Source organism: Brevibacillus schisleri, assembly GCF_055685845.1.
In genome coordinates this window covers 5,695,001-5,721,732 of the sequence record NZ_JBVNDM010000001.1, presented here as the reverse complement: position 1 = coordinate 5,721,732, position 26,732 = coordinate 5,695,001, and the positions used below count along the sequence as shown (strand labels likewise).

At 48.6% G+C, this 26,732-nt stretch carries 23 protein-coding genes; 15 read left to right on the top strand and 8 right to left on the bottom strand.

From position 1 onward, the window contains the following. Positions 1-101 precede the first annotated feature (101 nt). Entirely contained in the window at positions 102-650 is a 549-nt protein-coding gene (locus ACUUHJ_RS27160) for a GbsR/MarR family transcriptional regulator (RefSeq protein WP_064202104.1), read from the bottom strand. Positions 651-909: 259 nt separating this feature from the next. On the opposite strand from ACUUHJ_RS27160, the gene ACUUHJ_RS27155 reads away from it, so the two are divergent. Genes ACUUHJ_RS27155 through ACUUHJ_RS27145 form a run of 3 tightly spaced genes read left to right on the top strand, consistent with a single transcriptional unit; the run spans position 910 to position 3,922 of the window. Further along, positions 910-2,136, top strand: coding sequence for a quaternary amine ABC transporter ATP-binding protein (locus ACUUHJ_RS27155; protein WP_289674640.1), 1,227 nt, complete (start codon positions 910-912; stop codon positions 2,134-2,136). Next, positions 2,133-2,978: an ABC transporter permease gene (locus ACUUHJ_RS27150; RefSeq protein WP_289674638.1), complete on the top strand. Its 846-nt coding sequence runs from the start codon at positions 2,133-2,135 to the stop codon at positions 2,976-2,978. The genes ACUUHJ_RS27155 and ACUUHJ_RS27150 overlap by 4 nt, the downstream gene beginning before the upstream one ends. A gap of 17 nt (positions 2,979-2,995) precedes the next feature. Further along, complete coding sequence (locus ACUUHJ_RS27145; RefSeq protein WP_015893299.1) at positions 2,996-3,922, top strand: glycine betaine ABC transporter substrate-binding protein; 927 nt, start codon at positions 2,996-2,998, stop codon at positions 3,920-3,922. A gap of 56 nt (positions 3,923-3,978) precedes the next feature. Here the strand turns inward: ACUUHJ_RS27145 and ACUUHJ_RS27140 are convergent, their stop codons facing one another. The 3 genes from ACUUHJ_RS27140 to ACUUHJ_RS27130 form a co-directional block, all read right to left on the bottom strand. Beyond that, entirely contained in the window at positions 3,979-5,400 is a 1,422-nt protein-coding gene (locus ACUUHJ_RS27140; protein ID WP_472300507.1) for a DUF1254 domain-containing protein, read from the bottom strand. Positions 5,401-5,494: 94 nt separating this feature from the next. Continuing rightward, positions 5,495-6,979 carry an amidase gene (locus tag ACUUHJ_RS27135; RefSeq protein ID WP_472300506.1) on the bottom strand — a complete coding sequence of 495 codons (1,485 nt, stop codon included), beginning with the start codon at positions 6,977-6,979 and terminating at the stop codon, positions 5,495-5,497. Positions 6,980-7,058: 79 nt separating this feature from the next. Continuing rightward, positions 7,059-7,916, bottom strand: coding sequence for a helix-turn-helix domain-containing protein (locus ACUUHJ_RS27130; RefSeq protein WP_289674635.1), 858 nt, complete (start codon positions 7,914-7,916; stop codon positions 7,059-7,061). A 124-nt stretch (positions 7,917-8,040) separates the two neighbouring features. On the opposite strand from ACUUHJ_RS27130, the gene ACUUHJ_RS27125 reads away from it, so the two are divergent. Next, positions 8,041-8,652 (top strand): DedA family protein, encoded by a 612-nt coding sequence (locus tag ACUUHJ_RS27125; protein ID WP_289674634.1) that lies wholly within the window; start codon positions 8,041-8,043, stop codon positions 8,650-8,652. Between the two features lie 10 nt (positions 8,653-8,662). Here ACUUHJ_RS27125 and ACUUHJ_RS27120 read toward each other — a convergent pair whose 3' ends face one another. Beyond that, the gene (locus ACUUHJ_RS27120) at positions 8,663-10,204 is read right to left on the bottom strand and encodes a vWA domain-containing protein (RefSeq protein WP_472300504.1); all 1,542 of its coding nucleotides are present in this window, start codon (positions 10,202-10,204) and stop codon (positions 8,663-8,665) included. 376 nt (positions 10,205-10,580) lie between these two features. On the opposite strand from ACUUHJ_RS27120, the gene ACUUHJ_RS27115 reads away from it, so the two are divergent. The 3 genes from ACUUHJ_RS27115 (at position 10,581) to ACUUHJ_RS27105 (ending at position 14,773) form a co-directional block, all read left to right on the top strand. After that, positions 10,581-11,645 carry an AAA family ATPase gene (locus ACUUHJ_RS27115; protein WP_472300502.1) on the top strand — a complete coding sequence of 355 codons (1,065 nt, stop codon included), beginning with the start codon at positions 10,581-10,583 and terminating at the stop codon, positions 11,643-11,645. A 3-nt stretch (positions 11,646-11,648) separates the two neighbouring features. Then, a complete protein-coding gene (locus ACUUHJ_RS27110) occupies positions 11,649-13,448 on the top strand; it encodes a vWA domain-containing protein (protein WP_472300501.1) in 1,800 nt (599 codons plus the stop codon). An 89-nt stretch (positions 13,449-13,537) separates the two neighbouring features. Continuing rightward, positions 13,538-14,773, top strand: coding sequence for a chromate transporter (locus ACUUHJ_RS27105; protein ID WP_472300500.1), 1,236 nt, complete (start codon positions 13,538-13,540; stop codon positions 14,771-14,773). Between the two features lie 107 nt (positions 14,774-14,880). On the opposite strand, the gene ACUUHJ_RS27100 is transcribed toward ACUUHJ_RS27105, so the two are convergent. Next, positions 14,881-16,170 (bottom strand): IS3 family transposase, encoded by a 1,290-nt coding sequence (locus ACUUHJ_RS27100; RefSeq protein ID WP_289673973.1) that lies wholly within the window; start codon positions 16,168-16,170, stop codon positions 14,881-14,883. A gap of 443 nt (positions 16,171-16,613) precedes the next feature. On the opposite strand from ACUUHJ_RS27100, the gene ACUUHJ_RS27095 reads away from it, so the two are divergent. Then, positions 16,614-17,213: a TetR/AcrR family transcriptional regulator gene (locus tag ACUUHJ_RS27095; protein WP_472300499.1), complete on the top strand. Its 600-nt coding sequence runs from the start codon at positions 16,614-16,616 to the stop codon at positions 17,211-17,213. A gap of 65 nt (positions 17,214-17,278) precedes the next feature. Next, positions 17,279-18,508: an MFS transporter gene (locus ACUUHJ_RS27090; protein ID WP_472300498.1), complete on the top strand. Its 1,230-nt coding sequence runs from the start codon at positions 17,279-17,281 to the stop codon at positions 18,506-18,508. Between the two features lie 42 nt (positions 18,509-18,550). Here the strand turns inward: ACUUHJ_RS27090 and ACUUHJ_RS27085 are convergent, their stop codons facing one another. Beyond that, on the bottom strand, positions 18,551-19,729 hold the full coding sequence (locus tag ACUUHJ_RS27085; protein ID WP_472300497.1) for an oxalate decarboxylase family bicupin: 1,179 nt from the start codon (positions 19,727-19,729) through the stop codon (positions 18,551-18,553). A gap of 153 nt (positions 19,730-19,882) precedes the next feature. On the opposite strand from ACUUHJ_RS27085, the gene ACUUHJ_RS27080 reads away from it, so the two are divergent. After that, positions 19,883-20,644, top strand: a complete 762-nt coding sequence (locus tag ACUUHJ_RS27080; RefSeq protein ID WP_472300496.1) for a DUF4241 domain-containing protein — start codon at positions 19,883-19,885, stop codon at positions 20,642-20,644. 69 nt (positions 20,645-20,713) lie between these two features. On the opposite strand, the gene ACUUHJ_RS27075 is transcribed toward ACUUHJ_RS27080, so the two are convergent. Next, complete coding sequence (locus ACUUHJ_RS27075; protein WP_173627283.1) at positions 20,714-21,277, bottom strand: hypothetical protein; 564 nt, start codon at positions 21,275-21,277, stop codon at positions 20,714-20,716. Between the two features lie 157 nt (positions 21,278-21,434). Between ACUUHJ_RS27075 and ACUUHJ_RS27070 the strand changes: the two genes are divergently transcribed. The 5 genes from ACUUHJ_RS27070 to ACUUHJ_RS27050 all read left to right on the top strand — a co-directional run bounded on the left by ACUUHJ_RS27070 (position 21,435) and on the right by ACUUHJ_RS27050 (position 26,587). Beyond that, positions 21,435-22,031, top strand: coding sequence for a TetR/AcrR family transcriptional regulator (locus ACUUHJ_RS27070; RefSeq protein ID WP_472300495.1), 597 nt, complete (start codon positions 21,435-21,437; stop codon positions 22,029-22,031). 185 nt (positions 22,032-22,216) lie between these two features. Then, the gene (locus ACUUHJ_RS27065) at positions 22,217-24,499 is read left to right on the top strand and encodes a DEAD/DEAH box helicase (RefSeq protein WP_289674620.1); all 2,283 of its coding nucleotides are present in this window, start codon (positions 22,217-22,219) and stop codon (positions 24,497-24,499) included. After that, positions 24,489-25,865: a ribonuclease H-like domain-containing protein gene (locus ACUUHJ_RS27060; RefSeq protein WP_472300493.1), complete on the top strand. Its 1,377-nt coding sequence runs from the start codon at positions 24,489-24,491 to the stop codon at positions 25,863-25,865. Before ACUUHJ_RS27065 ends, ACUUHJ_RS27060 begins: the two co-directional genes overlap by 11 nt. Before the next feature lie 18 nt (positions 25,866-25,883). Then, complete coding sequence (locus tag ACUUHJ_RS27055) at positions 25,884-26,342, top strand: hypothetical protein (RefSeq protein ID WP_472300492.1); 459 nt, start codon at positions 25,884-25,886, stop codon at positions 26,340-26,342. Positions 26,343-26,359: 17 nt separating this feature from the next. Beyond that, the gene (locus ACUUHJ_RS27050; protein WP_472300491.1) at positions 26,360-26,587 is read left to right on the top strand and encodes a hypothetical protein; all 228 of its coding nucleotides are present in this window, start codon (positions 26,360-26,362) and stop codon (positions 26,585-26,587) included. Positions 26,588-26,732 lie beyond the last annotated feature (145 nt).

Below are 26,732 nucleotides of genomic sequence, written 5' to 3'. Positions count from 1 at the left end.
CTCCTTTCATCATAGAAGAGCGTGAATTCGCTCTGGATAATTGTACCACAAAAAGACTCGTTCCTATTGTCAGGAACGAGTCTTTTTCGATTGTGTACTTCTTATGATTCATTTTCCTTTTTCGGTACAAACTGAAAGATATCATGTGATTCGAAGGAGTCGATCAAACGGGACAGCCACAGATAATACTCCAACCCATTTTCAATACGCTTGATACTGAGGTCCACACGCTCGCTGATTTCTTCGGAAAGCTCTTCGGATTGCTGGAGCGCGCGAAGCTCAAGGAGCGACTTTTTCAAGGCGTGTGCATTATGTTCACAGGCGTGACGCCACTTCACGGAAAAGAGGTCGATGAAGTTCTGGTACCAATCCAGATTGACCTCGTAATGATCCTTCCGTGTCCCTTTTTTCCATATCTTTTCTACCATATTTAAGTCCATCAATGTGCGGACGCCAGTGCTCATACTGGTTTTGCTCATGCCCAGTGCTTCGCCCATCTCATCGAGTGTCATTGATTTGTCCTGAAAGAGCAATGTGCCATACAGCAGTCCCGTTGACATGGTGATTCCATACAGATCCATGTTGCGAGCAAGCGTTTCAATCACGCGTTCCTGAGCTTTTTCGAGGATTTTTTCCTGATTGGTATCCATTTTGAAAAAAGCAGCTCCTCTATCATAGTAACCTGACTAGAATTGTACGTCTCCAACTGCAAAAAGTAAATGGAGATGTTGTACAGTATATACGCGATAAACTGAGAATACAGGAAGTAAAGTACGTAAAGTTTTTTCTGAACGCTGAAAATGACGGATTATCATGCCTCACCCAGTTTGAGGTAAAAAAAATGGCTGGTTACAATTGTAAGGGTAAAGAACAGTCCGGATGCCGGGCGTAATAGTTGGAGGTGACCATATGCCCAAGATCAAAGTAGAGAATTTGACCAAAATCTTTGGACGCCAACCCCAACGCGCATTGTCCCAGGTGAAGCAGGGGAAGACCAAGCAAGAAATCTTGAAGGAAACGGGTCTTACCCTTGGGGTGAATCAAGCGAGTTTTGAGGTGCATGCAGGCGAAATTTTTGTCATCATGGGGCTTTCGGGAAGCGGGAAGTCGACCTTGGTTCGATTATTGAACCGGTTGATTGAACCTACAGAAGGCAAGATCCTGATTGACGGTACGGATATCGTCAGTATGAACACCGAGCAGTTACAGGATGTAAGAAGAAAGAAGCTGGGTATGGTATTTCAAAAGTTCGCTTTGTTCCCGCATAGGACAGTACTTGAAAATGCGGAGTACGGTCTGGAGATTCAAGGGATGCCAAAGGCCGAACGTGAGGCAAAAGCGAAAAAGTCACTCGCACTCGTCGGACTCAGTGGGTGGGAAGCAAGCTACCCGGATCAGCTGAGTGGCGGGATGCAGCAGCGTGTGGGCCTAGCCCGTGCACTCGCGAATGAACCCGATGTGCTGTTGATGGATGAGGCGTTCAGTGCCTTGGACCCGTTGATTCGCAAGGACATGCAGGATGAGCTGTTGGAACTGCAGAGCACCATGCAGAAGACCATTATTTTCATTACGCATGACCTTGACGAAGCATTGAAGATCGGGGATCGAATCGCTCTGATGAAAGACGGTGCGATCGTGCAGATCGGCTCGCCAGAAGAAATCATGACCAATCCAGCAAACGAATACGTAGAACGCTTCGTAGAGGATGTGGATCGTTCTAAGGTGTTGTCCGCTGAAAAAGTCATGAAACGAGCAGAGACGATCACACTGGACAGAGGGCCTCGCGTCGCACTCCAAATGATGCGTGAGCGCGGTGTATCAAGTCTGTACGTGGTGGACAAACGAAAAACATTACTGGGTGTGCTGACGGCAGACGCGGTAAATGGAGCCAAGGAAGCAGGACAGTCGCTGGAATCCGTGCTGCGAACAGAGGTACCAACAGTCGGACCGCAGACACTTCTCAATGAGATGTTTGACCTTGTTGCGTTTTCAGATATTCCTGTGGCGGTTATCGGGGAACAAAACCGTCTGTTGGGCGTGATTGTAAAAGGAGCCGTCCTGGGCGGATTGGCAGGAAAAGTAAATCAACAAGTTCCAGAGTCAACGATTGAAGAGGGGCAGGTGAATCCATCATGAGTCAAAATCAATTTTTTCCGAAGCTGCCGCTCGACAGTTGGGTAGAATCGATTGTAGATGGACTAGAAAAGAATTTGGGCTTCTTGTTCGACTTCCTATCAGCTGGAATCGGTGGAACCGTTGACTTGTTTTCGTGGATTCTAACAGGAATCCCGTTTTGGGCCCTGATCATTTTGTTTACGCTGCTGGCGTACCGTGCTGGCAAAGTGGCAATTGCTCTTTTTACCTTCATTGGACTTCTTCTGATTCAGAATTTGGGTTATTGGGAGCACTCAATGGAAACACTTGCGTTGGTATTGACGGCAGGGCTGATCTCGGTGATTATCGGGATTCCCGTCGGTATCTGGTGCGCGAAGAATGATTCTGTGCAAAAGGTCGTCACACCGATGCTTGATTTTATGCAGACGATGCCGGCGTTTGTGTACTTGATTCCAGCTATCTTTTTCTTTGGACTCGGTAAAGTACCGGGGGTTATCGCTTCTGTCATTTTTGCGATGCCACCGACGATTCGTCTGACCAACCTGGGAATTCGCCAAGTTCCTGCTGATCTGATCGAGGCTTCTGAAGCGTTCGGTTCTACCTACTGGCAAAAGCTGACGAAGGTACAGCTGCCGATTGCCAAGACGACAATGATGGCCGGGATTAACCAGAGCATTATGCTCGCTTTGTCCATGGTCGTGATTGCCTCCATGATTGGAGCGAAAGGCTTGGGAGCGGACGTGTATCGTGCCGTAACACAGATCAAGATCGGTGAAGGTTTTGAGGCGGGTCTGGCCATCGTTATTTTGGCGATTCTGCTGGATCGTCTCACGCAAAGTGTTGGAAAGAGAAAAAACGCGTAGGAGGGGTTTTCATGAAAATGAAAAAAGGCGCCTTGAAAGGGCTGGCAGTCGCACTCGGACTCAGTATGGTAATGGCAGGATGTTCAAACGCGGGAACACCGCAGGGAAATCAGCCTGCCGAGGGCAATACGGGTACGTCTGCACCGAATAGCGTTGGAGCACAAGTGGATCATAAAATTATCGGAATCGATCCTGGCGCTGGTCTGATGAAAGCGACGGAAAAAGCCATGAAAGACTACGATCTGAAAGATTGGGAACTGGTGGAGGGCTCCAGTGCAGCGATGACAGCAGCTCTGACGCAAGCCTACAAAGACAAAAAGCCAATTATCGTGACTGGCTGGACACCTCACTGGATGTTCTCTAAATTCCAAATGAAATACCTCGACGACCCGAAAGGCACTTTCGGGAAGGATGAGCAAATTCATACCATCGTGCGCAAAGGACTGAAGGAGGAGCAACCAAGTGCGTATGCGTTCCTCGACAAGTTTTCGTGGACACCTGCGGACATGGAAAAAGTGATGCTCGATATCGAGAGCGGCAAAAAGCCGGAAGAGGCAGCAGCCGAATGGGTGAAAAACAATGAGGCTACCGTCAACAAGTGGGTAGAAGGCATCCAGCCTGCAGAAGGTAAAAAATTGACGCTCGCCTATGTCGCGTGGGATTCGGAGATCGCCAGCACGAACGTGGTGAAAACGGTCCTGGAGCAAAAGCTGAAATACAAAGTGGAGCTTAGCCAAGTAGAAGCTGGACCAATGTGGGTCGGTGTATCGAACGGCGATGTGGATGGAATGGTAGCAGCTTGGCTGCCAACGACGCACGCAGACTACATGGAAAAGCTGGGGAAAGACGTAGAGGATCTCGGTCCGAACCTGCAAGGAACCAAGCTGGGATTGGCTGTTCCAACCTACATGGAGATTAACTCCATTGAAGATTTGAAGAAGTAACAGACTCAATACAGAAGGCACCGCTCACGATGGGGCGGTGCCTTTTTGCGTTTGTGTTACGGTAATGGGGTGCTTTCCATGACAGCGGGCCAAGTGTGCTGTTTGTCCAGCGTTGCAGGCTCTGGTGCGAATACCCGCAAAACGAGATTGAACTCACCCTCAGGGAGAGGCAGCCAGTTTCCTTCGTTACCTTTGGGCGGTTGCTGTTGCAAATACAGATCGAGGGAGCCATCGGGATTGTACGCAAGCGTTCCTGTATTGCTGCAAACCGATGCGCGATCAGCCGCTGTTTTGGCTAAAAACAACTGGTTGTCATAGACGTTGATCGACCAGAAAGCAGACGTCTTGGGAAGCTGTTCCTTTGTAAAATGCAACGTGTAGCTTTTGGTTCCCGAAAGTGGTTTTCCGGAGCCATCTGTCAATGCGCGATAATAAGCTTCCTCGCTCGGCACATTAGCCCCAATACCAGAATAGGCGATAAAGGAACGAGCGAGAAACTGGTTTCCATACGTGCCGATGGGGGAAAAGGAGCCCCAGCCATTACGGAAGGTGGCGTAGCTGGGAAAGCCATTTTGTACGATGGACGGAGCATCCTGTAAAGCACGCTGTAGGCCCGCAAGTTTGGCTGGACCGAGTGCGGAAGGATCAAATCCTTTTTGGACATCGATCCCGATTTGTGCGAACTGATCGAGCAAGACGCGATCACATTCGGGGGGAGGATTGCTCTGGATCCATTTCGTCATCACTTGGAAAAAAGAAAGGGTCGACAACACATCAGGGGGAAGCGCTTCGGGAACATGTGCCGTCTGCAATTTTGGGTGGACAGGGGCAATCGCGATTTGTTTTTCAAACGAGACTGCCTGCGGCAAATCAGCCTCATCCTTTACCTCGACACGACCAATGAGCCAGACGGTATTCGTAGGGGCATAGATCACAGGGATATGGGCTGGGGTAGGCCCTTTCCATTGTGGGCTTGCAATGATATATTGTCCGGCCTGCTGCTTGGTGGAACGATTGGAGACATTGCGAAACGTATTCGTGTATGCATCCAGGATTTGCACGGTATAATAGCGGTTTTGCGGATTGGCGGGGACAGTCAAGCGGACGGGTGTCTCCGACAAATCCAGCCATGCGCTCATATACAATGTATCGGAGTTCGGCGTCACGATATCCCGATAAGCTGGGGAAGCGAGTGTGTCCGCATAGTAAAACTGGTTGATCGGCGCCCGATTTTTGACCATGGCTTCCATCGTTTTGGCGGACATCACTAACGGATAGCCGTAGATGTATGCTTGAATGCCAAGCGAATAGGCAAGCCTCTCTTGTGATTGAAGAAACGTCTTCGATTGGAGGAGATGGGACTGTTGAACAGCTGGAGCGTTTGTTGTCGCTTTTGCAAAGGACAGGCCGGACAGGTGAAGCGTCATGCAAAGCATGGAAACGATCAGTGTCAGGCGCCTTTTTAATAACGGAAGCATAAAGCCCCTCCTCATTACCAGAAATGGGGTTCGCACTGGTAGTTTTCTTCACAAGAAAGGGGCTTTATGCAAATTGGACTGGAATATTTTATTCTTAATGCGGCTCCACAGAAATGGCAGGCGCTCGCCATTTTGGGCAGGTCGCATACAATGTCGATGCTCTCTGTAGCAATTCCCTATCACGCCATCGCTTGCCCACACACTGTATGCCAATAGGGAGACCTTGCTCATCAAAACCAATCGGCATCGTTACGACCGGACTTCCGGTTACATTAAACAGATTCGTATAAAAAGTCGTAGCGGCCCAGTAGTTTTGCGGGTTCTCGTCTACGTACAGTGGTTTGGTGTAAAGCGGCTTGTAGCCCCACATTTTCGACTTTTCCATATGTGGAAAAGCTGTTGTGCAACTAACCGGACACAAAAACACGTCACAGTCTGCCATAAATTGCTCGAAGCTGCGAATGAGCTGCTCCCGAATGGTTAAGACACGCATGTAGTTTTTGAACGTCAGCGGGATGAGCATGGTAGCCGTGGGAAGCTCGCGACAAATCGGCATCGTCATGAGATGAGCCAAACCGCGAATGAGTGGGGGTGTCGTAGAGTTTAACTCCGCGTCGATCATTTTCCCCCATGTTTCCCAAGCTTTGCGTACATCCAAAGGTGGTGCCGTGACTTGTTCTACATGCATACCTTGTTGCTCCAGCACTTTGACAAAGCGACGCAACTGATTGCGGATAGCTCGGCTCGTCGGGTAGCCGGGCAGCTCCTCCATCCAGCGAATGTGCAGGGGCTGCTCTTTGAGGGGAGGCGGCAACACTTGTGGTCCATGAGGCAGGCCAGCGTTGCCGTTTCCACCGCTAATGATGGAAAAGGCCACTTCCAGATCCTCGATTGATCGAGCGACGGGGCCATAGCAAGCAAGATGACGTGAGGAAGTGTAATCAGCGGTTCCTTCAAAACCGGGCATGTGTCCTCTTGACGGAACGGCTCCTTCTGTTGGCTTCAAGCTAAATACGCCGCAGAAATGAGCCGGAACACGCAACGAACCACCAATGTCACTGCCGATATCCAAATAGGAAAGCCCGGTAGCAACTGCGGCTGCCGATCCTCCGCTGCTCCCGCCTGTTGATCTCTCCAGATTCCATGGATTATTCGTCCGACCGTAAATATCATTGTTTGTTTGCATGTCCATCAGAAGCGGAGGGACATTCGTTTTGCCCAGGATGGTGGCTCCTGCCTGCTTCAGTCTGCTAACAACTGCTGAGTCGTGTTGCGGAATGTAGTCTTTGAGAGGTGGGAAACCAGAAGTAGTGGCGAGTCCTGCTGTGGCAAAAGAATCTTTGATTGTGATGGGTACCCCGTGAAGAGGCCCGCGATAGATGCCTTCCCCTATTTCTTTATCTGCTTGTTTGGCGGCTTCGAAAGCAGCTTTTTCATCATAGGCGACGATGGCGTTCACTTTGCCATTGAGGGAGTTGATTCGTTTAAAGATATGCCGGGTTGCTTCCTCGGCGCTTATTTTTCGCTCGCGAATCCAGGTGCCCAGCTCCGTTGCTGTCAAATAGGTCAGTTCATTCATTCGATTCACTCCTTTTCACACATCCAGCGTACGACAGGAAAAGGAGGAAAACTTGATCGAAAATGCGAACCGTTCCCGACTATTCTCGGGCTAGAACGGGTATATAAATGAAACAAAGAGAATCAGGATGGTCATTTCCGAGAAAGCGGTGATCGTAATATTCAAAATCGTATCGGGCATAAAGCTGGTCGGATGCGGATGCGTGTGTCATCCAGCTCCCGTATATGTATTGATACGTCAGCTTGAGATTTTGCACCGATCCTTTGTGAGGGAACACAAGATAACTTGATGCAGGCAATGTGAGCATTTCCAGACTGTCGATGTCAGCATGTTCCGATGCGGGCAGACTGGCGAAATACGTAAAGCTCAGCTCCAGCCCAAATGTATCTGGGTAGCGAAGGACACCATAACGCTTTTGCGTTGGCTGCCACCCCACTTGTTGCCCTAAGCGGCTCCAGCAACCGGTAATATCACGAACCGAAAAACTAAGGGAGTAGCAGCCTGCCAGGTCCAGTGCTTCGTGGGCAGGGACATAGAAGGGCTCAATCGACTGTCGCTGAATATTTTCTAAATACGGCAGCTCCATGCGCTCCAACATCATGTATCGCGGCATCTTACCAGATCGGCGAAGAGCAGAAGGAGGCAGGCCAAAGCGTTTGGTAAAGGCGCGAGTAAAGGCTTCGTGGGAATCAAAGCCATAGGTAAAGGCGACTTCTGTCACGCTCTTTTGTTCGAGCGACAGTGCTTTGGCAGCCTCCGTCAAGCGCCTCTTCGAAATGTACTGACCGACCGTTTCTCCTGTCACGTGAAAAAACAAGCGTTGAAAATGGTACTTGGAATATCCGGCGGCTGATGCCACTTCATCGAGAGTGACTTTTTCCGTTAACTGCTTCTCGATAAACGAGAGGGCATACGTTATTTGCTCCATATAGTTCATGACGTCACCTGAAAAAGGAAATATGATCTTTTTTAGGATACCATATGCCTTGACCTGATTTTTTTGTAAAAAAGCCAGAATGCCAAAGAATAGGGAGAGAATACAATGAAGTAGGACAACATTATTGGAGGTAGCCGTGGAGCAGCATTTGGATCTTTTTTTGATGAAATATGGATATGTCGGCATCTTTTTTTCGCTCACGCTTGGTGTTGTGGGGCTCCCCATACCCGATGAGGTACTGATGACGTACGCCGGTTATGCGGTTTCTCGCGGTGTCTTGCACATGCCGTTAACAATACTGAGCGCTTTTTTGGGAGCGGCAGTAGGGATTACGGTCAGCTATACCATCGCGTGGAAGTGGGGGCTGCCGTTGCTTATGAAGGTTGGACCGTACTTGCATATTACGCCGAAAAAAATAGAGTCAACCCAAAAGCTGTTTGCCAAGTACGGTCCATACCTGTTGCTTATTGGCTATTTTTTGCCTGGCGTCCGCCATATTACCGCCTATTTGGCAGGAGTCTCTACGATGGGGTTTCGACGATTCGCTTTATTTGCTTACGCCGGCGCATTCCTGTGGAGTGTCACTTTTTTACTGTTGGGACGGGCGCTTGAGAAAGAGTGGCTCAAGGTCGTCGTTTATATACGTCATTATGGCATTACATTTTTGCTAATCGGTTCGGCGGTTGGCATGATGGTTTATATTTGGATGAGATACAGGCGTGACACCAAAGCATAGGAACAAGCAATTAGTTCCTTTTGATCGCCATGCTATCTTTTACCAAGCGGACAAATTCTAACTGTTCCTCTCCAGTGGCTGTGGCTTCCGCCAGTTTGAGTACATCGGCAAGGGAGCTTCTTTCGGCATGCGGACTCTCTCGCAATATTTCCCCGTATTCTGCTACAGCAGCAAGGAACGTCACATCAGGAGACAAGGTATTTTGCACCTTCACGGGCTCAGAGATTTCCTCTACTTTTTGGGAAGAGGCATGATGATAGCGCACGCGAACCGTCCCGAGCTCTTCATGGACAGGGGAAGCTAGCTTCACTTCATAAAGAGCGGTCACGCTATGGCCAGCTCCGATCTCGCCCGCATCTGTCTTGTCGTTGCGAAAATCTTCGTCGCGGACATCGCGGTTCTCATAACCGATCAAGCGATACGAGTCTACCTTCTTAGGGTCGAATTCCACCTGAATTTTTACGTCCCGGGCGATCGTTTGGAGGGTGCCTGTCAAAGATTCCGTAAAAATGCGGCGTGCCTCGGAAAACGTATCGATGTAGGCGTAGCTGCCTTCTCCTTTATTCGCTAATTGCTCCATCATGACATCATTATAATTACCCATGCCGAAGCCAAAGGAGCTCAAGTAAATGTCTTTTCGCGCATAGTCCTCGATCGAACGCAAAATTCCCTCAGCTCCTGTTTCTCCTACATTGGCCACGCCATCGGAGCATAAAATCACCCTGTTAATGGCAGTAGGCTTGAAGGAACGGGCTGCCATTTCATAACCGAGCACCAGTCCTTGTTCCGCATTGGTGGAGCCTTCGGGTTGCAGTTCATCGATGGCTGATAAAATCGCCTGTTTGTCTTCGGTAGAGGTTGGAGGCAAAAGAACGCGTCCCTCTGATCCATAGACGACGATCCCTACTGAATCTGTAGGTTGGAGTTGACCGACAAGAACATGTAAGCTTTTTTTCACCAGCTCTAGTCGGTTTTCCTGATTCATCGAGCCAGATACATCAATGACAAAGACGAGATGAGCGGGCTTCCGCTCTTTTGGGCTTAATTCCTTTCCTTTGATCCCGATGCGCACTATTTGAAGATTTTTTTGAAACGGAGAGGGGCCACTATCGGCCTGAATCGCAAATGTCTGATTGGTCGGCGCCGGATACGAAGTGGGGAAGAAGTTGATGAATTCCTCCACCCGAACGGCCTCTGCTGGCGGGAGATTCCCGTCTTTTATAAAATGGCGCATTATGGTGTAGGAGGCGGTGTCCACATCTGCGGCAAAAGTAGACAGGCGGTCCTTCGCCGTAGAGACAAATTGGTTGGTGCCGTAATCTTTGAAGTACATGTCCTTGGGGAGGGGATCGCCCGATTTTTTCAGGGCGTAATCAGCTAGTTGGCTGGGAGGACTTGGACTGGAGGCTACCTGATTGTTTTGGCCTTGCTCAACAGATGCTGCTGGTTTGTCTCCACTTTCGCTTCTTGATACGAACTGCTCGCTCGAGCTGCATCCGATCAAGGATGTGACCAATAGGGTGATGCCACTGGCTTTCATGATTTTTCTCATCTTTTGTGATTCCCCCTTTGCCTATGTGACGTGGTAAAAAAAGGAATGTTACATAAGGAGGAGAAGTAGGCTTGTTCGCAACAAGAGCTTCACCCGCAACAACAGCCAGGATCAAGTCTGTTGCACCCGTTGCCCCTGTTCCCCCTCCATTCGCTCCCGTGGCTCCCGTTGGTCCTGTGAGACTAGCAATAAACGATGCTGTTAATACGGGATTCAGCTTATTGTTTAGCAGGATCCCTTTCTTTCTTGCTCCTTATTCAATCTTCTTGTAATATTAGGAAATATTTGTGGTGTGACGGTCGCTCTAGTCAATGGAAATCCATCATGGAAAGAGGTAGATTGCTGCAAAAATCAATCAAACAAGAGAGGTTATGAAATGAATCTAGCCATTCAAGTAACGCAAAATCAACTGATGGATGTACTGCTAAACGTTGCAGTAGCTCGTCCCGTATTTATTTGGGGCGCACCGGGTATCGGCAAGTCGTCTCTCGTCGAGGCGTTTGCCGAGCAGGTGGGCCTACCTTGCGTATCGTTATTGGGTAGTCAGCTGGCACCTGAGGATATTATTGGTGTCCCGCAGATCGTAGATGGGAAAAGCAGATTTTGCCCACCTGCACAAATTGCGCGAGAAGAGCCGTACTGCTTGTTTCTTGACGAATTGAATGCATGCTCGCAAGAAGTGCAAAAGGCGTTTTACAGTCTCATTCATGAGCGGAGAATCGGGGATTACCATCTGCCAGAAGGTTCCATTGTGATTGGAGCAGGTAACCGCGCGCAGGATAGCGCGATTGTCAAACCGATGTCGTCTGCTCTGATCAACCGAATGTTCCATGTTCAATTGCTCGTTTCGTATGAACAATGGATGAATTGGGCGTACAGCAACGGCATCCATTCCTACGTGCTGCAATTTTTGGAGGTGCGCCCGGACTATTTGTGGTCGCAGCCACCGAAGAGCGAGGAACCGTTTTCTACTCCGCGTTCCTGGCACATGCTCTCTGATGCCCTGAACGAATTCGGTGAGAACTTGACGACAGAGATGGTGGGGATACTGGCCTACGGATGCTTGACGCCCCAGCATGCGGCTCAATTTCGGGCTTTTCACAAGAACATTCAGGGCAAATACCAGCTCAACCGTATTTTGGAGGGAGAGGCTTCTTTCCCGACGGCTCCAGAGGATCGAGACGTACTGTATTTTCTGGCGGATTCTTTCCGTTCGCAGATCAAAAAAGAACTGCCAGCGGATAAAGTCTCCGTGGGGGAACAGCATAAACGGTTTGCACACCGAGCGAAAGCTCTCTTGAAGGAGCTCTCATCCATCTCACTGGAAATGGCGCAAATGGTAGTGGCGCGGCACGAGGATGGCGACGGATTGCCAGACTGGTTCGTTGTGGAGGTCATTCGTGATTTACCGCGATTGGCCATGGACAGGAAGGGCAAATAGCCAATGGCCAGAGGAGTTCAAAACGACCCGGCGAAGCAAAACTACGAACAGGCCGTCCATTTTTTGAGTCATCACCCGATGTTTGGTCCGCTGTCATCGCGAGCGCACTTTATTCGTTCCGAGCGAAGTATTTGTCCGGATAATGGTTGGGTAGTTGTGACCCGGGAAGGCAGCTTGTACGCGCATCCGAAGCGCAGAGGGGAAGTCGGGGAATGGATTTATGTTCTCGCACATGCGCTGTTGCATTTAGGCTTCGGACATTTTGTGGAAAAAGAGCAGCCGATTTTGTGGAACATCGCATGCGATTGTTATATTACGCGTTTTTTAAGAGACATGAAGCTGGGGAAGCCTCCTGCTGAAATGGCCTTTGAGCTGGATAAATCGGGAAAGAGCGAAGAAGAACTGTATGACTGGTTCGTGGAGCATGGGGTGCCGGAGCATTTGAAGCTGTTTGGAACGGGCGGGGAAAAACAGGCAGATATGCTTCTCGCGGATAAATATGCTCGGTACACCTACAACCGAGATGTGAAGTGGGAGCGTCTCTTGGGGATCGGCCTGGCGCAAGCGGTGCAAAGTGCTGTCAGCGTAGCGGGCGGCTATTCCGATGCTCTCGGGAATGAAGAGAACCAGCTGTCCGAGGCACAAAAGGCCAAACGCTGGTTCATCAATCATTATCCATTGCTGGCTTCCTTAGCGAGTCATTTCACGATTATCGAGGATTCACAGATCTGTCAGCGGCTGCAAATCTCGGTGGCAGCCATTGATGTAACAGCCAACGAAATCTTCATCAATCCTGCGGCTGGCTTGGATGAAGAGGAATGCAAATTCGTGATGGCACACGAGCTCTTGCACGCAGGGCTTCGCCATCATGAGCGATGCCAAGGCCGCGATCCGTATTACTGGAATGTTAGCTGCGATTACGTGATCAATCAATGGCTGATGGAGCTTGGTGTCGGACGTTTTCCGCAAATTGGCGGACTGTACGACCCAGACTTGAAGGGACTTTCGGCAGAGGCCATCTACGATCGAATCGTGACGGACATGCGTACGTATCGCAAGCTTTACACTTTACGAGGAATCGGCATGGGCGATATTCTGGATGGCAACGATCCGCGTTTTTGGGAAAAGGGTCCGGGAACGACGCTGGATGACTTTTATCGCAGTGCGATGTCGCAAGGCTTGATTTACCACCAGGAGCGGGGACGAGGACTTTTGCCTGCGGGTTTGGTAGAAGAGATTCGCGCCTTGGGGCAACCGCCGATCCCATGGGATGTTCAGCTTGCCCGTTGGTTCGACGAGCATTTTCCGCCGTTGGAAAAGAGTCGCACGTTTGCAAGGGCAAGCCGCAGACAGTCCTCTACACCCGACATTGCCCGTCCTGCCTGGAGCTTTCGGGAAACGGATCGGCTGGCACGCACGTTTGGCGTCGTGATCGATACATCCGGCTCGATGGATACCAAGCTGCTCGGAAAAGCATTGGGGGCAATCGCGAGCTACAGTGAAGCGCGAGATGTTCCGTATGCGCGCGTGGTCTTTTGTGATGCGCAGGCGCATGATGCGGGCTACCTTTCTCCCGAGGACATTGCAGGTCGCGTCAAAGTAAAAGGACGCGGAGGAACGATTCTGCAGCCGGGTATTGACATGCTGGAGAGAGCAACCGATTTTCCGAAGGACGGACCGATTTTGATCATTACCGATGGGGAATGTGATCGGATCAAAGTAACTCGTAGTCATGCCATCATGCTGCCGAAGGGGAGTAACCTGCCGTTCGTGGCGCGAGGACCGGTATTTCGGATGGAATAGCAGTGTTGAAGAAGGCTCCGTATCGATGCGGAGCCTTTTTCACGATCTTTTTACAAGGAAAGGGTAGGAAAAGCGATAAAATAGTTTGTATGATGAAGCGGAAAGCAAAAGAGGTGTACAGCGAATTGAAGAATAATCTTCGAGAAGAAGCAGGGCACCAAAAAAGTAGTTGGAAGTCTGTGATGGAAGTTCTGCTCGTTTCTGCCAAGCTGGGTGTGATCTCATTCGGCGGTCCCATCGCGCATCTCGGTTATTTTCACAATGAATACATTCGACGTAGAAAATGGATGGATGAGCAAAGCTACGCAGACTTGGTTGCTCTTTGTCAGTTCCTCCCTGGCCCCGCAAGCAGCCAGGTGGGAATCGGAATTGGCATCATGCGAGCCGGATTATGGGGAGGGGTTGCTGCGTGGATCGGCTTCACTCTGCCGTCAGTTTTGGCGCTCCTGATATTTGCGTTCACGTTACAGGGAGTGGACAGTGGCAGTGCTTCTTGGATTCACGGTCTAAAATTAGTAGCTGTCGCGATTGTCGCTCATGCCGTATGGGGGATGGGACAAAAGCTGGCCCCGGATCGAACACGGGTGACGATTGCGATCACCGCTGCTGCCATCACGTTGTTGTGGCATTCTGCATGGAGTCAGGTCACAGTCATGATTCTAGCGGGAATAACAGGATTGCTTTTCTTCCGGCAGCCAAACGTTTCGGATTTCCCTGAATTTCGTGTGCCGATCAGTCGTGCACTAGCCATTGCGTGCTGGATCGTTTTCTTCGGACTTTTGCTTGTGCTACCCATCCTCCGAGAGAGTACAGGCGTACCCTTACTTGCGTTGTTTGAAAGCTTTTACCGTGCAGGCTCACTTGTTTTTGGCGGAGGTCATGTCGTATTGCCTTTGCTAGAGAGGGAAGTGATCCCGACAGGCTGGGTAACGCAAGAAGCTTTTCTGACAGGCTACGGGGCTACACAAGCAGTACCGGGTCCATTATTTACATTTGCCGCTTATTTGGGAGCATTGATTGCAGGAGGAGTCGGTGCAATAGTGGCTACTATAGCCATTTTTCTACCGGCCTTTTTACTCGTCATCGGCGCATTGCCGTTTTGGAATTCCTTAAGGAGAAATTCCAAAATCCAGGGATTGCTGGTAGGTGTGAATGCAGCAGTCGTCGGTATTTTACTCGCAGCCTTGTACGATCCGATTTGGACAAGTACCATTCTTGCCCCGATGGATTTTATCGTAGCGGCTATTTTGTTTATCATGCTGGAGCACTGGAAGCTGCCGCCATGGCTCGTCGTGGTTACGGGGGCTTTATACGGTCTATTGTAAAAGGTCTCAAATGAACCAATAAAGCTGGTGAGAAGAAAAAGCACAGAGCTCGTAGACTGAACTACTCCCCTAGAAATAGACAGTATTTAAAAAGAGCCTGTTGCAAATTAAGCAGCAATGAGATGATTCCTGGTTTCATCAGGAGTCATCTTTTTTAATGTCCACTGATAACGCTCTGAATTGTAATAGGTTACATATTCGTTGACGCGTTGACGCAACTCTTGAAGTGAAACACAGTCCTTATATTCGAGTTCGTCTTTCATATGACCGAAGAACGATTCCATTGAAGCGTTGTCCCAGCAGTTACCTTTGCGAGACATCGACTGCTTAAAACCAGCCTCAGCAATAAGGCGCCTCGTTGTAAGATGAGTGTAGTGCATTCCTTGATCCGAATGAAAAATAGCATCAGGATGGACGTTACCGTCCAATCGTTTGATTAATAAGTCTAGTGTCCGTTTCACTAGTGATAACTCCAATGTCGAAGACAGATAGTGTGCCAAAATCTGTTTGGTCGCCCCATCTTTTACGCAAGACAAATATGCCCATTGACCAGTACCATAGCGCAAATAAGTAATGTCAGTAAGTAGAACCTTCTCGGGTATACCTTGATCAAACTGACGTTTAAGTAGGTTTGGGCATGTGCGGTGTTCCTGAGTAGCCTTGGCCATTTTTCGATACGGATTCGCTTTCCGAATAAGAGTGACTAGCTTAAACTTTTGCATAAGACGACGAATCTTTTTATGATTCATCACGACACCGTTCATTCGCTCCAATCTCATTTTAATGACCAGCACTCCTGCTCTCCCTTTTCGAGTTTCGAAATGCTCCTTGATGAGCAGGAAGTCTCGTTCGTCGGCTTCTTCTCGAATTTGTCGCTGTTCCTCAGCACTACACCAGCGATAATAGCCACTTGAGCTCACTTCAGCAATCTGGCATAGATAACGGGTTACACGCTTCAAGCCATGTTTACGAAGAACTATGCTAATAAGCTGAAAGCGCTCGGGAGACGATAACGTCTTATTGGTTTGTCTTTCGAGCGCTTCTAGCTTTTTTAAAAGTTCGTTCTCTGCTTCCAGAAGCCTAATTCGTGCTTCAGCACGTCTCAGTTTTTCTTTTGCTGATAATTCTCCCTCTGACTTTCTACCGGTGCTCCCCTTGCCTCTGCGCTCCTCAATTAATCCAGCTTCACCAAAAGTCGTACATACTTTTCTCCATCGATGTAAGCATTTTTTTGGTGTATGACGACCCATTATTTCTAAGGGGAAACCTGCCTGAAGAAATATCTCAATCGGCGTTTGTCCCTCTCGATATGCCTGTACAGCGGTAAATTTGAACATAGGAGAATACGTGATGTTTTTCCCTGTTACTCGAAGTACATTTTGATTTTTTTCTAACATATGTATCTCATGTTCCGTAAAACTTATTCTGTTTTTACTCATCTAACATATCCCCACTCATTTCTCGTTAATGATGATTAAAACACAAAAAACCGTTAGACGGTCACTTTTTTCAAAGTGTCCATCTAACGGGTAGTAGTTCAGACCTTGACAACGCCTGCCCAGTCGGAACTTCAAAAAGGGGACCCGCTTGTCGAACACTTCATCCTTGAGAAACTTCCGCCCGTAGGGTGGCTTTGGCTCGACGGTCCCCTTTTTGAAGTGGAGACGGCCAGTGAATCCCCCAGCTGGCGTGTCAGAGTCGAAGAGACCTGTGCTTTTTCTTCTCCTCCACTATGTTGACTCAAGCCAAAATGCCCTTTAGGTTTGCCAACTATCTTTGTAACCCTTATAATACTGAATAAAAGTTCAGTATTGTTGGATGGGAAGTTGGTGAAGAACCGTTGAATAAAAAGAAGCAGCAAACAGAGCAGACCAAGAAGAAGATAGCGGATGCGTCCAGAATCTTATTTATGCAAAAAGGCTACAAGGCCACATCAATAGAAGATATAGTGAAAGCTACTGGGTACAGCGGCGGCAACATTTATTATCATTTCAAGAGCAAGGAAGGGCTGTTTTTACATCTAATTGAAGCTTGGAACCGCGAATGGGAAGAGCAATGGCTGGCCAAGGAACAGCTCTATACGAGCTCGATCGATAAATTGTATGGAATGGCTGAACATTTTGCGACCGATTTTATGAACCATCCGCTGACCAAGGCTGCTGATGAATTTTTCGACATGTTGGAGAAGCCTTCGGATGTGGAGGAGCGTATCAACGAAATGATCCAAGGCTATATTGACTTTAATCAACAGTTGCTCCAGAAGGGGATCGATAACGGCGAATTTGAAATCACGAATGTAACCGGAGTCGCCATTATCTTGGACAGTCTGATGTTTGGTTTAAATCAACATTCGCGCCGAATGGAACGAGAGGAAGCGCTGGAAACTTTTCGGTTAGCGATGGATGTGTTTTTATTTGGAATTGCCAAACCGTCCCGCTAGCTTTTTTTACGCGACTATCTAGAATGGATATTCAGTATTTAGGTAACGGATTGGAGGGATAGGAAATGGCTTTATTATTAAAAAATCAGGGAGCCTTATTGATTCTGATGTTCAATATTTTCCTTGTCTTTACGGGGATCGGGCTTGTTATACCGATTATGCCAAAGTACATGGAGAGTTTGGGAATTACCGGGGGGACTATCGGTCTGTTAGTTGCAGCCTTTTCGCTGACGCAGCTTCTTTTTTCCCCCATTGCCGGGCGATGGGCCGATTCGTTCGGAAGAAAAAAGATCATTGTGATCGGCTTGGTCGTATTTGCTATTTCGGAAGTGATGTTTGGAATAGCGAATTCTCCAGTCCTGCTGTTTGTTTCTAGGTTGTTAGGCGGGATTAGTGCCGCACTGATTATGCCGGCCGTAATGGCGTACTCAGCAGATATTACAACGAATGAAGAACGAGCGGCCGGTATGGGATATATTACGGCAGCGATTACTACTGGTTTTATTATCGGTCCAGGCATTGGAGGATACATTGCGGAATTTGGTATTCGCGTACCTTTTTATTCGGCAGGAATTGCGGGATTGATTGCTGCGTGCATCACGTTGTTGATTCTCAAAGAATCGAAACCTACGGAAGAATCATTAGCTGACTCTTCTTCAAGTGAAAAACAACGAAGCAGTCTTCTCTCCCAGTTAATGTACTCCTATCGAGAGCCTTATTTTTTCAGTTTGATCATTGTGTTTGTCATGTCTTTCGGACTGGCTAATTTTGAAACGATCTTTTCCTTGTTTGTCGACCACAAGTTTGGATTTGAGCCGAAAGATATCGCGTTTATCATTACATTTGGGTCAATAGCAGGCGCAGTGGTTCAGCTTACTGCCTTTAGCTGGATCATGAATCGCTTTGGCGAGAAAAGGGTCATTTCGATCTGTCTGCTCTTTGCTGGATTGTTTATTATCCTGACGCTTTTTGTTCACGGATTTTGGATGATTTTTGCCGTTACCTTTATCGTATTTCTGGCGATCGATATTTTGCGACCGGCCATCAGTACCCAAATGTCGATGCTTGCAAAGGATCAACAGGGGTATGTTGCTGGCCTTAACTCAGCCTTTACCAGTCTTGGCAATATCGCAGGTCCTATCGTAGCTGGCTTTTTATTCGATATCGATATCAACTATCCATACGGGCTAGCGTGTCTGATTTTGCTTATCTGTTTCGTCTTATCATTAGGAGTGAAAAACCGCAACCTGAAGGATGTCAAAACGGCTTCCAGTCAAGCATCCATTCACGGATGAGGAAACACGAAGACCAGTCCATTGGGGCTGGCCTTTTTGTATTCACCGGACATAGCCATATCCAGGATATTTGACTACTGGCCATTTATCCTTGCGCAGGGCATCCAGCAATTCAGGACCTACACACAGGTTGGAAGCGACAAGTTCATGCGGGGTGAGTGCCATCCATTGATTCAGCGACACATCGACAAAGCGGTCGCTCTTGAACATTTCCAAAAACCACACTGTTTCCGTCCCGGTATTTTGGATATAATGCCCCGTCGCAAAAGGAACGTAACCGACATCACCTGCTTGGTAATCAAAGGTTCGAGCGTTTCCATTTCCGGTAAAAACGGTCATGCGTGCTTGGCCTGAAATGTAATATTGCCACTCGTCGTTATTGGGATGCCAATGTAGCTCTCTCATGGCACCGGGACGTAGCTCTACGAGTGCTGCCGCGATTGCTTTGGAGATCGGAAAGTTGCGTGAATCGACGATGCGCACACTGCCGCCAGGTGTGATCAGTGGGCGTTGCGCAAGTAGGCGGTGGGTAAAGGGAAGGGGGACGGTTCCGTAAGGGGATTCCACTTCATCTGCTTCGATGGAACCCGGAACCTCGTCTTGATAAATGTACACTTGCTCGCAAGGAATGTCGGCAAAGGCAGATTCAGGTACACCAAAATTCGCGGAAAGCACATCTGTTGGCGTATGAGCAAACCAATCGGAGATCGATAGCGTATTCAGATCGGAAAAATGCCCATCGTCGAAAACGAGCAAAAACTCGCAGCCTTCCTCAAGTCCCTGAATCGAGTGGGGGATGCCGGGAGGGAAATACCACAGATCGCCTTTGCCGATATCTGCGATAAAATTCCGTCCGCGTTGGTCAACGGACGTAATTCGTGCACGACCGAGTAGCATGTAAGCCCATTCCGCCTGCTGATGCCAGTGCAGCTCGCGCACACCGCCTGGCGTCAGGCTCATGTTTACACCCGCAAGTGTAGTGGCGATTGGCAGCTCGTGAATGGTGACTTCCCGGGACCAACCACCATGATTTAACGTCATGAAGGCATCTGAAAAGGAAAATTTCAGATTGGGCAGCAAGCCTGCATCTGTGATGGGAGGAACGAGCATATTCGGATTTTGCCGATCACGCATGACATTCCGCGGGCCGAGATCGACCCATCCGGTCCCGTCTCTCCTCATCGGTTGAGGAATTTGATTCCCTTTGTCTGGCGGATTCATTCGGGGCAACCTCCTTGTCGTACTTCATCCACTAACCATGCCTATGCATCGACTTGCCCGTTATGCATCCAAGCCGTTCTATCGTTTCTATGGGTGATTCTGTATAATTTTAGGAGTGATTGACAAATTGACAATAGTAGGATGGGAATAAAGATGAATAAGATTCCAAACGAGCAATGGTTAGCACGATATGAGCAAAAAAAACAGATGTTAGAGCCCCAAGTTGATTTACACGCCTACTTCACATCAACGGAGATCAGTGGGAAACCAATCAACTTGCTTTCTTTGGGGGATATTACGATCCCCACTGGAGACATCATCGTTCGTGATCCGCTTGCGTATCTGGAGAGAAATAGTGCCCCGTATTTTCGGAAAGTCCCTACAGGAACCTTCCCATTAACCGTTTGTGTGGTAACAGTCGAAGAAGATCATTATCGCTATGCAGCTGCTAAGGTGGAGTTCACAGATAAAACTCCTCAAAAATTTACAGAAGCCCTCATCGGAGACGAGAATCTCGAAAATCTAGAGGAAGGTGAATATTTTGGCTTTAACGTAGATGCAGGCCTTGCTACTGTGGTAGATGTCAAAACGAGAGATGCTTATCTGGATTTTTATGATAGCTGGAAAAAGGAGAATCCAGACGGCAATATTTACGATGGATATTTTGCAGATGTTTTTGCACAAAGTTACAAAGACCATCCAAAATATCAAAGAAGCGCTGGAGATTATATCAATTGGAGGATACCAGGCATCGATTTATCGATTCCGATGATTCAGACGGGATTTGGAGACGGAGCCTATCCTGTCTATTTTGGGATAGATGAAAACGGTCAAATCTGCCAGATGGTGATTCAATTTATTTGCATTGAGCTTGCATTTGGAGAGGATGACAGTGAAGACGAGGATCATGCATAAATAAAGGAGCCCATGAGAGATTCTTGTAACACGAATCACTCATGGGCATTGTTTGGGCAAGAAAGCCTCTCACCAATCCTTTTTGGAAACGGTGCCTTGCTTATCTTTCTTTGGAAAAAGAAAATAGCTGGCTGTAAACAACAGATCAACCCCCAGAACAACGGTCCATAGCCGGAGAATTTGCCATAAAGCGGCAGTTCGTTCTGCATCATCGATAAAGTAGATGGTCCCCGCTAAGAGAGCCGCCCCAATTACATAGGAGAAGAGATGCCTAAACCAGCTTTTGGCGTAATATTTGGCATACTCCATGCCGTACAACTTGGGTTTAGGCGTACCTTGCTTCGTGACGTATTGCTGAAATTTTTCATCCGCCCATTGAATCATGCTTTTCCCAAACGCAAGCGATACCCCGATATAAACGGCAGCAAGCGCATGCGGAATCGTTGCGGTAGCTCCACGATACAAATCCACGCTCGTGACGACGAGCAAAACCACATCAACAATAGGCGTCAGGGCGAGAAGAAAAAGCCCAGCCTTTTTTTGTTTGAGCACATACCTTGTGAAAAGGCCAAGTACAATGACCACCCAAAATGCGATTTCGCATGCGACAATCATCCATGCAACAAAATTCACTATACAAGTCCCCTTTTCGGAAGTTTCTTCTCCTGCATGAGGAGTTTTTTTATCATACATCTGTGCTAGCAAAAAGAATTTTACCATCGGCTCTTAAATAATACAACTGTATTGTTAAGGGTTGCTTGCCTTTTGCAAAGCTTGTTAAAATACAGCTATGCCAAAAATAATCGATCATGAGAAAAGAAGAGAACAAATAGCAGAAGCAACGTGGCGTGTCATTGTCGAGCAAGGAATGGAGGGGGCGACGGTAAGGGGCATTGCAAAAGAAGCAGGAATTTCATTAGGTGCTCTGCGACATTACTTCGCAACACAGGATGAACTGCTGATGTATGCTATGCAGCTCGTAAAAGAAAGGGCGACAGCTCGGATTGCTGAAATCGCCGCCAATGAAGAATGGGCACCAAAAGAGAGAGTCACGAAAATTTTTCTAGAGCTTCTCCCTACGAATCAAGAAAAGATGGTTGAAATGGAAGTGTGGTTTGCTTTTACGGTGTACTTCCGACACAAGAGAGAAGGCTTTGATGCACAGCACGACGGGATCTATGCCAGCGTCCGCAAGCTGTTGGACTCTGCTGATCAAATGAATCTATTACGCAAAGGGCTAGACAAAGAGATGGAAACAGAGAAGCTCTATGCCGTCATCGATGGTCTGGCGCTGCATGCCTATCTCGAACCACAGCGTGTCGATGGGGAACGGATTACGAAAGTGTTGGAGCATCATCTTGCATCCTTGTTTCATGAAAGGACGTAACACATACAAATATTTTCATAAAAAAAGCAATCGGATCAAGGAGAGGTTGATCTGATTGCTTTTTTTCGTCGGCACGCACATTGTGGGAATACTGCCTTAAACTCGACTTTAGCATATGTGGATCTTTATTCCATGTTTACATGCCGAACGTCCATTCGTAAAATGGTAGCAAGAAGGTGACGAAAATGAATGTGAAAAAAAATATCGCAGCCATATTGGATCACATAAAAACAGACGAACGATTTCGGGATAACATTGCGCATTGGAGGGTCATTCCTGCCCGTGAAGCAAAGTCCGTTCCATTTCCAAGTGAGCTGGACGGACGAATTCGAGATGCCCTAACGAATAGAGGCATTCCCTCTTTATACACGCATCAAGAAACGTCTTTTCGCCATGTGCGCGCAGGTAAACACATCGTTGCGGTTACGCCCACAGCCTCTGGTAAAAGCATGTGCTATCATTTGCCGATCCTCCAGACGTTATCGGAAGACACCCAAGCACGGGCTCTTTACTTGTTCCCCACCAAGGCTTTGGCGCAGGATCAAAAGTCCGAGCTGCACGAGCTGATTACGGAAATGGGACTCTCCATCAAATCCGAAACGTATGATGGTGATACACCTGCAAATATCCGGCAGATGGTACGCAAGGCAGGAAATATCGTCATCACCAACCCAGACATGCTGCACTCCGCTATTTTGCCCCATCACACCAAGTGGGTGTCCTTTTTCGAGCATCTCAAATACATCGTCATTGACGAGCTGCATACATATCGTGGCGTTTTTGGCAGCCATGTCGCCAACGTCATTCGGCGATTGAAGCGCATTTGCGCTTTTTATGGGAGCCACCCGCAATTTATTTGCACATCAGCGACCATCGCCAACCCGAAGCAATTGGCCGAAGCCCTGACAGAAGAAGAGGTAGAGCTGGTCAACAACAATGGTGCTCCGTCTGGCATCAAGCATTTCCTTTTCTACAACCCGCCTGTGGTTAACAAGCAGCTCAATATTAGACGCAGTGCCACTTTGGAGGCGCGAGACATTACTGAGCAGTTTTTGACTAATGGCATTCAGACGATTCTGTTTGCGAGAAGCCGTGTACGTGTAGAGATTTTGCTCACGTATTTGCAGGAGCTGATTCGCCGCAAGCTTGGGCCAAAAACGATCCAAGGGTATCGTGGCGGCTATTTGCCGAGCCAGCGCAGAGAGATCGAACGCGGCTTGCGCAATGGCGACATTATGGGCGTGGTCAGCACCAATGCCCTGGAGCTTGGGGTAGACATCGGACAGCTTCAGGCATGTGTCATTACTGGCTATCCTGGCTCGGTCGCAAGCACATGGCAGCAGGCAGGACGGGCAGGAAGACGGCAGGGGGAATCCGTCGTCGTTATGGTCGGCAGCTCCACGCCATTGGATCAGTATGTGATCGCCAATCCGGAGTACTTTTTCGACCGCAGTCCGGAAACAGCCCGGATCAATCCCGATAACCTGATTATTTTGGTGGACCATCTCAAATGTGCAGCATACGAGCTGCCGTTTCGGGAGGGAGATACATTCGGACGTGCGGAAATCGTGGAAATTCTGGAATTCTTGACCGAGGAGCAGGTCCTTCATTACTCTCGGGGCAAGTGGTTCTGGATGAACGATTCATTCCCGGCCCATAACATCAGTCTGCGGTCAGCTTCGCAAGAAAATGTCGTGATCATCGACATCAGTGAACGGGGAAATGAGCGTGTCATCGGGGAAATGGACCGTTTTAGCTCCATGACGCTTTTGCATGACGAGGCCATTTACCTGCATCAGGGGACGCAATTCCAGGTGGAAAAGCTGGACTACGAGGAAAAGAAGGCGTATGTCCGGGAAGTGCAGGTCGATTATTACACGGACGCCAATCTGGCTGTTTCGCTGAAGGTTTTAGAGCAAGATCAGTCCCGTCGTCATGCGCAGAGCACGTTGGCTTATGGAGAAGTGGCTGTGAATGCGATGGCGACGATCTTTAAGAAAATTAAGTTTGAGACGCATGAAAACATTGGCTCGGGACCGATTCATTTGCCGGAAGAGGAGCTGCATACAAATGCGGCGTGGATCGGCTTTTCTGAAGCGTTGCTCGGTGAGATCGGGACTGAGGATGTGGAGCGTGGCTTGGTCGGTTTGGCGCATGTGTTGCAGCACGTTGCTCCGCTGTTTGTCATGTGCGACCCGATGGACCTGCACGTGATACCGCAACGAAAGGCTGTTCATTCTCAGGAGCCGACGATTTTTCTGTACGACCGTTATCCGGGAGGCATCGGCTTGAGCGAGCAAGTGTATAAGGAAATGGAGACGATTTTGACCCAAGCAGAGCGGATGATTGTCTCTTGCCCTTGTGAGTCAGGCTGTCCATCTTGTGTTGGAGCGACAGATGACGGCAGCAAGGGGCTAGCCATGACCTTACTGAGAATCGCTCAGGGGGGAAGTACTTATGTCTCTTAAATCCAAGCTGCAACGGATGAAGGGACATCTCTCGCTGGAAACGGACAAAGCGGTAGCGCCAGCAGTCGAACCGGAAACGCCCATTCGCAAGAAAGAGCCAGAGGAAGAGACGAGGGCGGCTGTACCAGCGGAAAGCAATGCCGAGCTACAGATACCTTTTGCCGACAAGTGGAAGGAAATGCAGGCATCGCCCTACATCTGGGATGACGAGTACGTCATGATTCGCGAGGTTCGCTATCCGATCGATCAGCAGCATGGTGCTTACACCTTTTCCGAGTTGCATGAGGCGATCCGTATGTGGGAAGCGGCTGGTCGAGAGCATCCGCTGTCCGCTGCGGGCAGGAAGCCAGAAGACTTACTGTTTTTCGATACGGAGACGACAGGGCTGTCAGGGGGGGCAGGCAATGCGATTTTTCTTTTGGGGTACAGTCGTTTCGAGGGGGAGCACGTTGTGGTGCGCCAGCATTTTCTCCCGGGCCCGCATGCAGAGGTGACTTTGTACCAATCGTTTTTGGAGCAAGCACAGAAGTCCTCGCATCTGGTGACCTTTAACGGAAAGTCCTTTGACTGGCCGCAGGTGCGGACGAGGCATACACTGGTGCGCGATCAAGTGCCTGCTTTGCCTACCTTTGGTCATTTTGACCTTTTGCACGGGGCGAGGAGACTGTGGAGGGCGGAGCTGGAATCGTGCCGATTGGGAATCATCGAGCAGGAAAAGCTGGATGTATTTCGCGAGGATGATTTGCCCGGTTATTTGGCACCGGTGCGGTATTTCGACTTTTTGCATGCCCAAGACCCTGATGTCATCGAAGGCGTGCTACGGCATAACGAGACGGACGTCCTGTCTCTGATCACGATGTATATTCACATGACACGGCTATTGGTAGGGCAAGGGAGTGCAACGGTATCCTTCGAGGAAAGCTACGAAATTGCCAGATGGTACGACGCGCTTGGAGATCAAGGGGCCGCTATGGCAGGCTATCGCCTCGTCGCAGACAGTGAGCATGCGTGGAGTAACCGGGCCAAGCTCGCCATCGGTCATTTGTACAAAAAGCAAAAGGATTGGTACAAAGCCCTATCCGTTTGGGAGTCGTGCATTCAGTCCACCGGATATGTCCCGGAAGAGGTGTATATTGAGGCTGCCAAGCTGTATGAACACCAGCTGAAGGATTGGGAGAAGGCTTTACATTATACGAAGCAAGCGTATGAGCAGTGGAAGAAGCGCGGAAGTCTGTTGCGAAACAGGTCCAAGGCCGACGCTGAGGCGTATCAAAAGCGAATCGATCGGTTGGAGGGGAAGCTTCGCGGAAACGAAGCGGAAGAAGAGAGCTTGTTGTCGGGATTTTTAGATTGGGAGGATGAGTAACCATCTGGGGGGATTGGGATGAGGCACATTGTCTTGCTTCTGATGGTGTTTCTACTTCTGGGTGGTTGCTCCGCTAATGATGACTGGGTGCATACGTTTACGGGGGAGAGCGATAATTGGATCGTGGTCATGGAGATCAAGCCAATTGAGAGTGAACACACGACAGTTGCCTACCCATTTTATTTGTCAAAGAAAATGGAGAATCAAGTAACGAAGCTGTATGCCGAAGCCGATCTAGTCAACGGGAGTAGGGCTAGCAACCTCAATCAAATTGATCTGGAAGAGATCAATGAAAAGAAGCAGCTACTGCTTTTTCAGGAGTACCCGAATCTCCTCTCACCCGATTTTCCTGGAAAAGATACGCCGAAAGAGCAGCTCGAATACTACTTCTCAGATTTGAAAATGAATCTAAAATGGACAGACGAACGGGGAGAGCATCAAGAACAAATCATGCTGAAATTAAAAACAGCTCCCTGAATATGGGAGGATGAAAAATGATTTTCAAAGACCTACAGCATGCTTGGAACCCAAGTCCAGAGGAAATTAGAGCATGGGCATACAGTAATGAAAAGATCCCTGAGCAAGATTGGGAGTTGGCAGTAACGAGTTTTGAGACCATACCGATGATTTGTGCATTTATTGACGATGAAAAATGCACGCACACTTCTTTTTTTCTTAGTAGTCTCTACGTTTTTACTGGGATATCGTTCGGTCAGGAGTAACGGAAGACATAGTTAGTTTATATGAGTTAGTAGATCATGTAACCAAAACTGCTAAATCAGAACAACTGAAAAACTGGGACGAACGTTCTAAGCACCTGATCAAGCACCCAAAAGAATATGATTACGACTATTGGGGGCTAGGGTC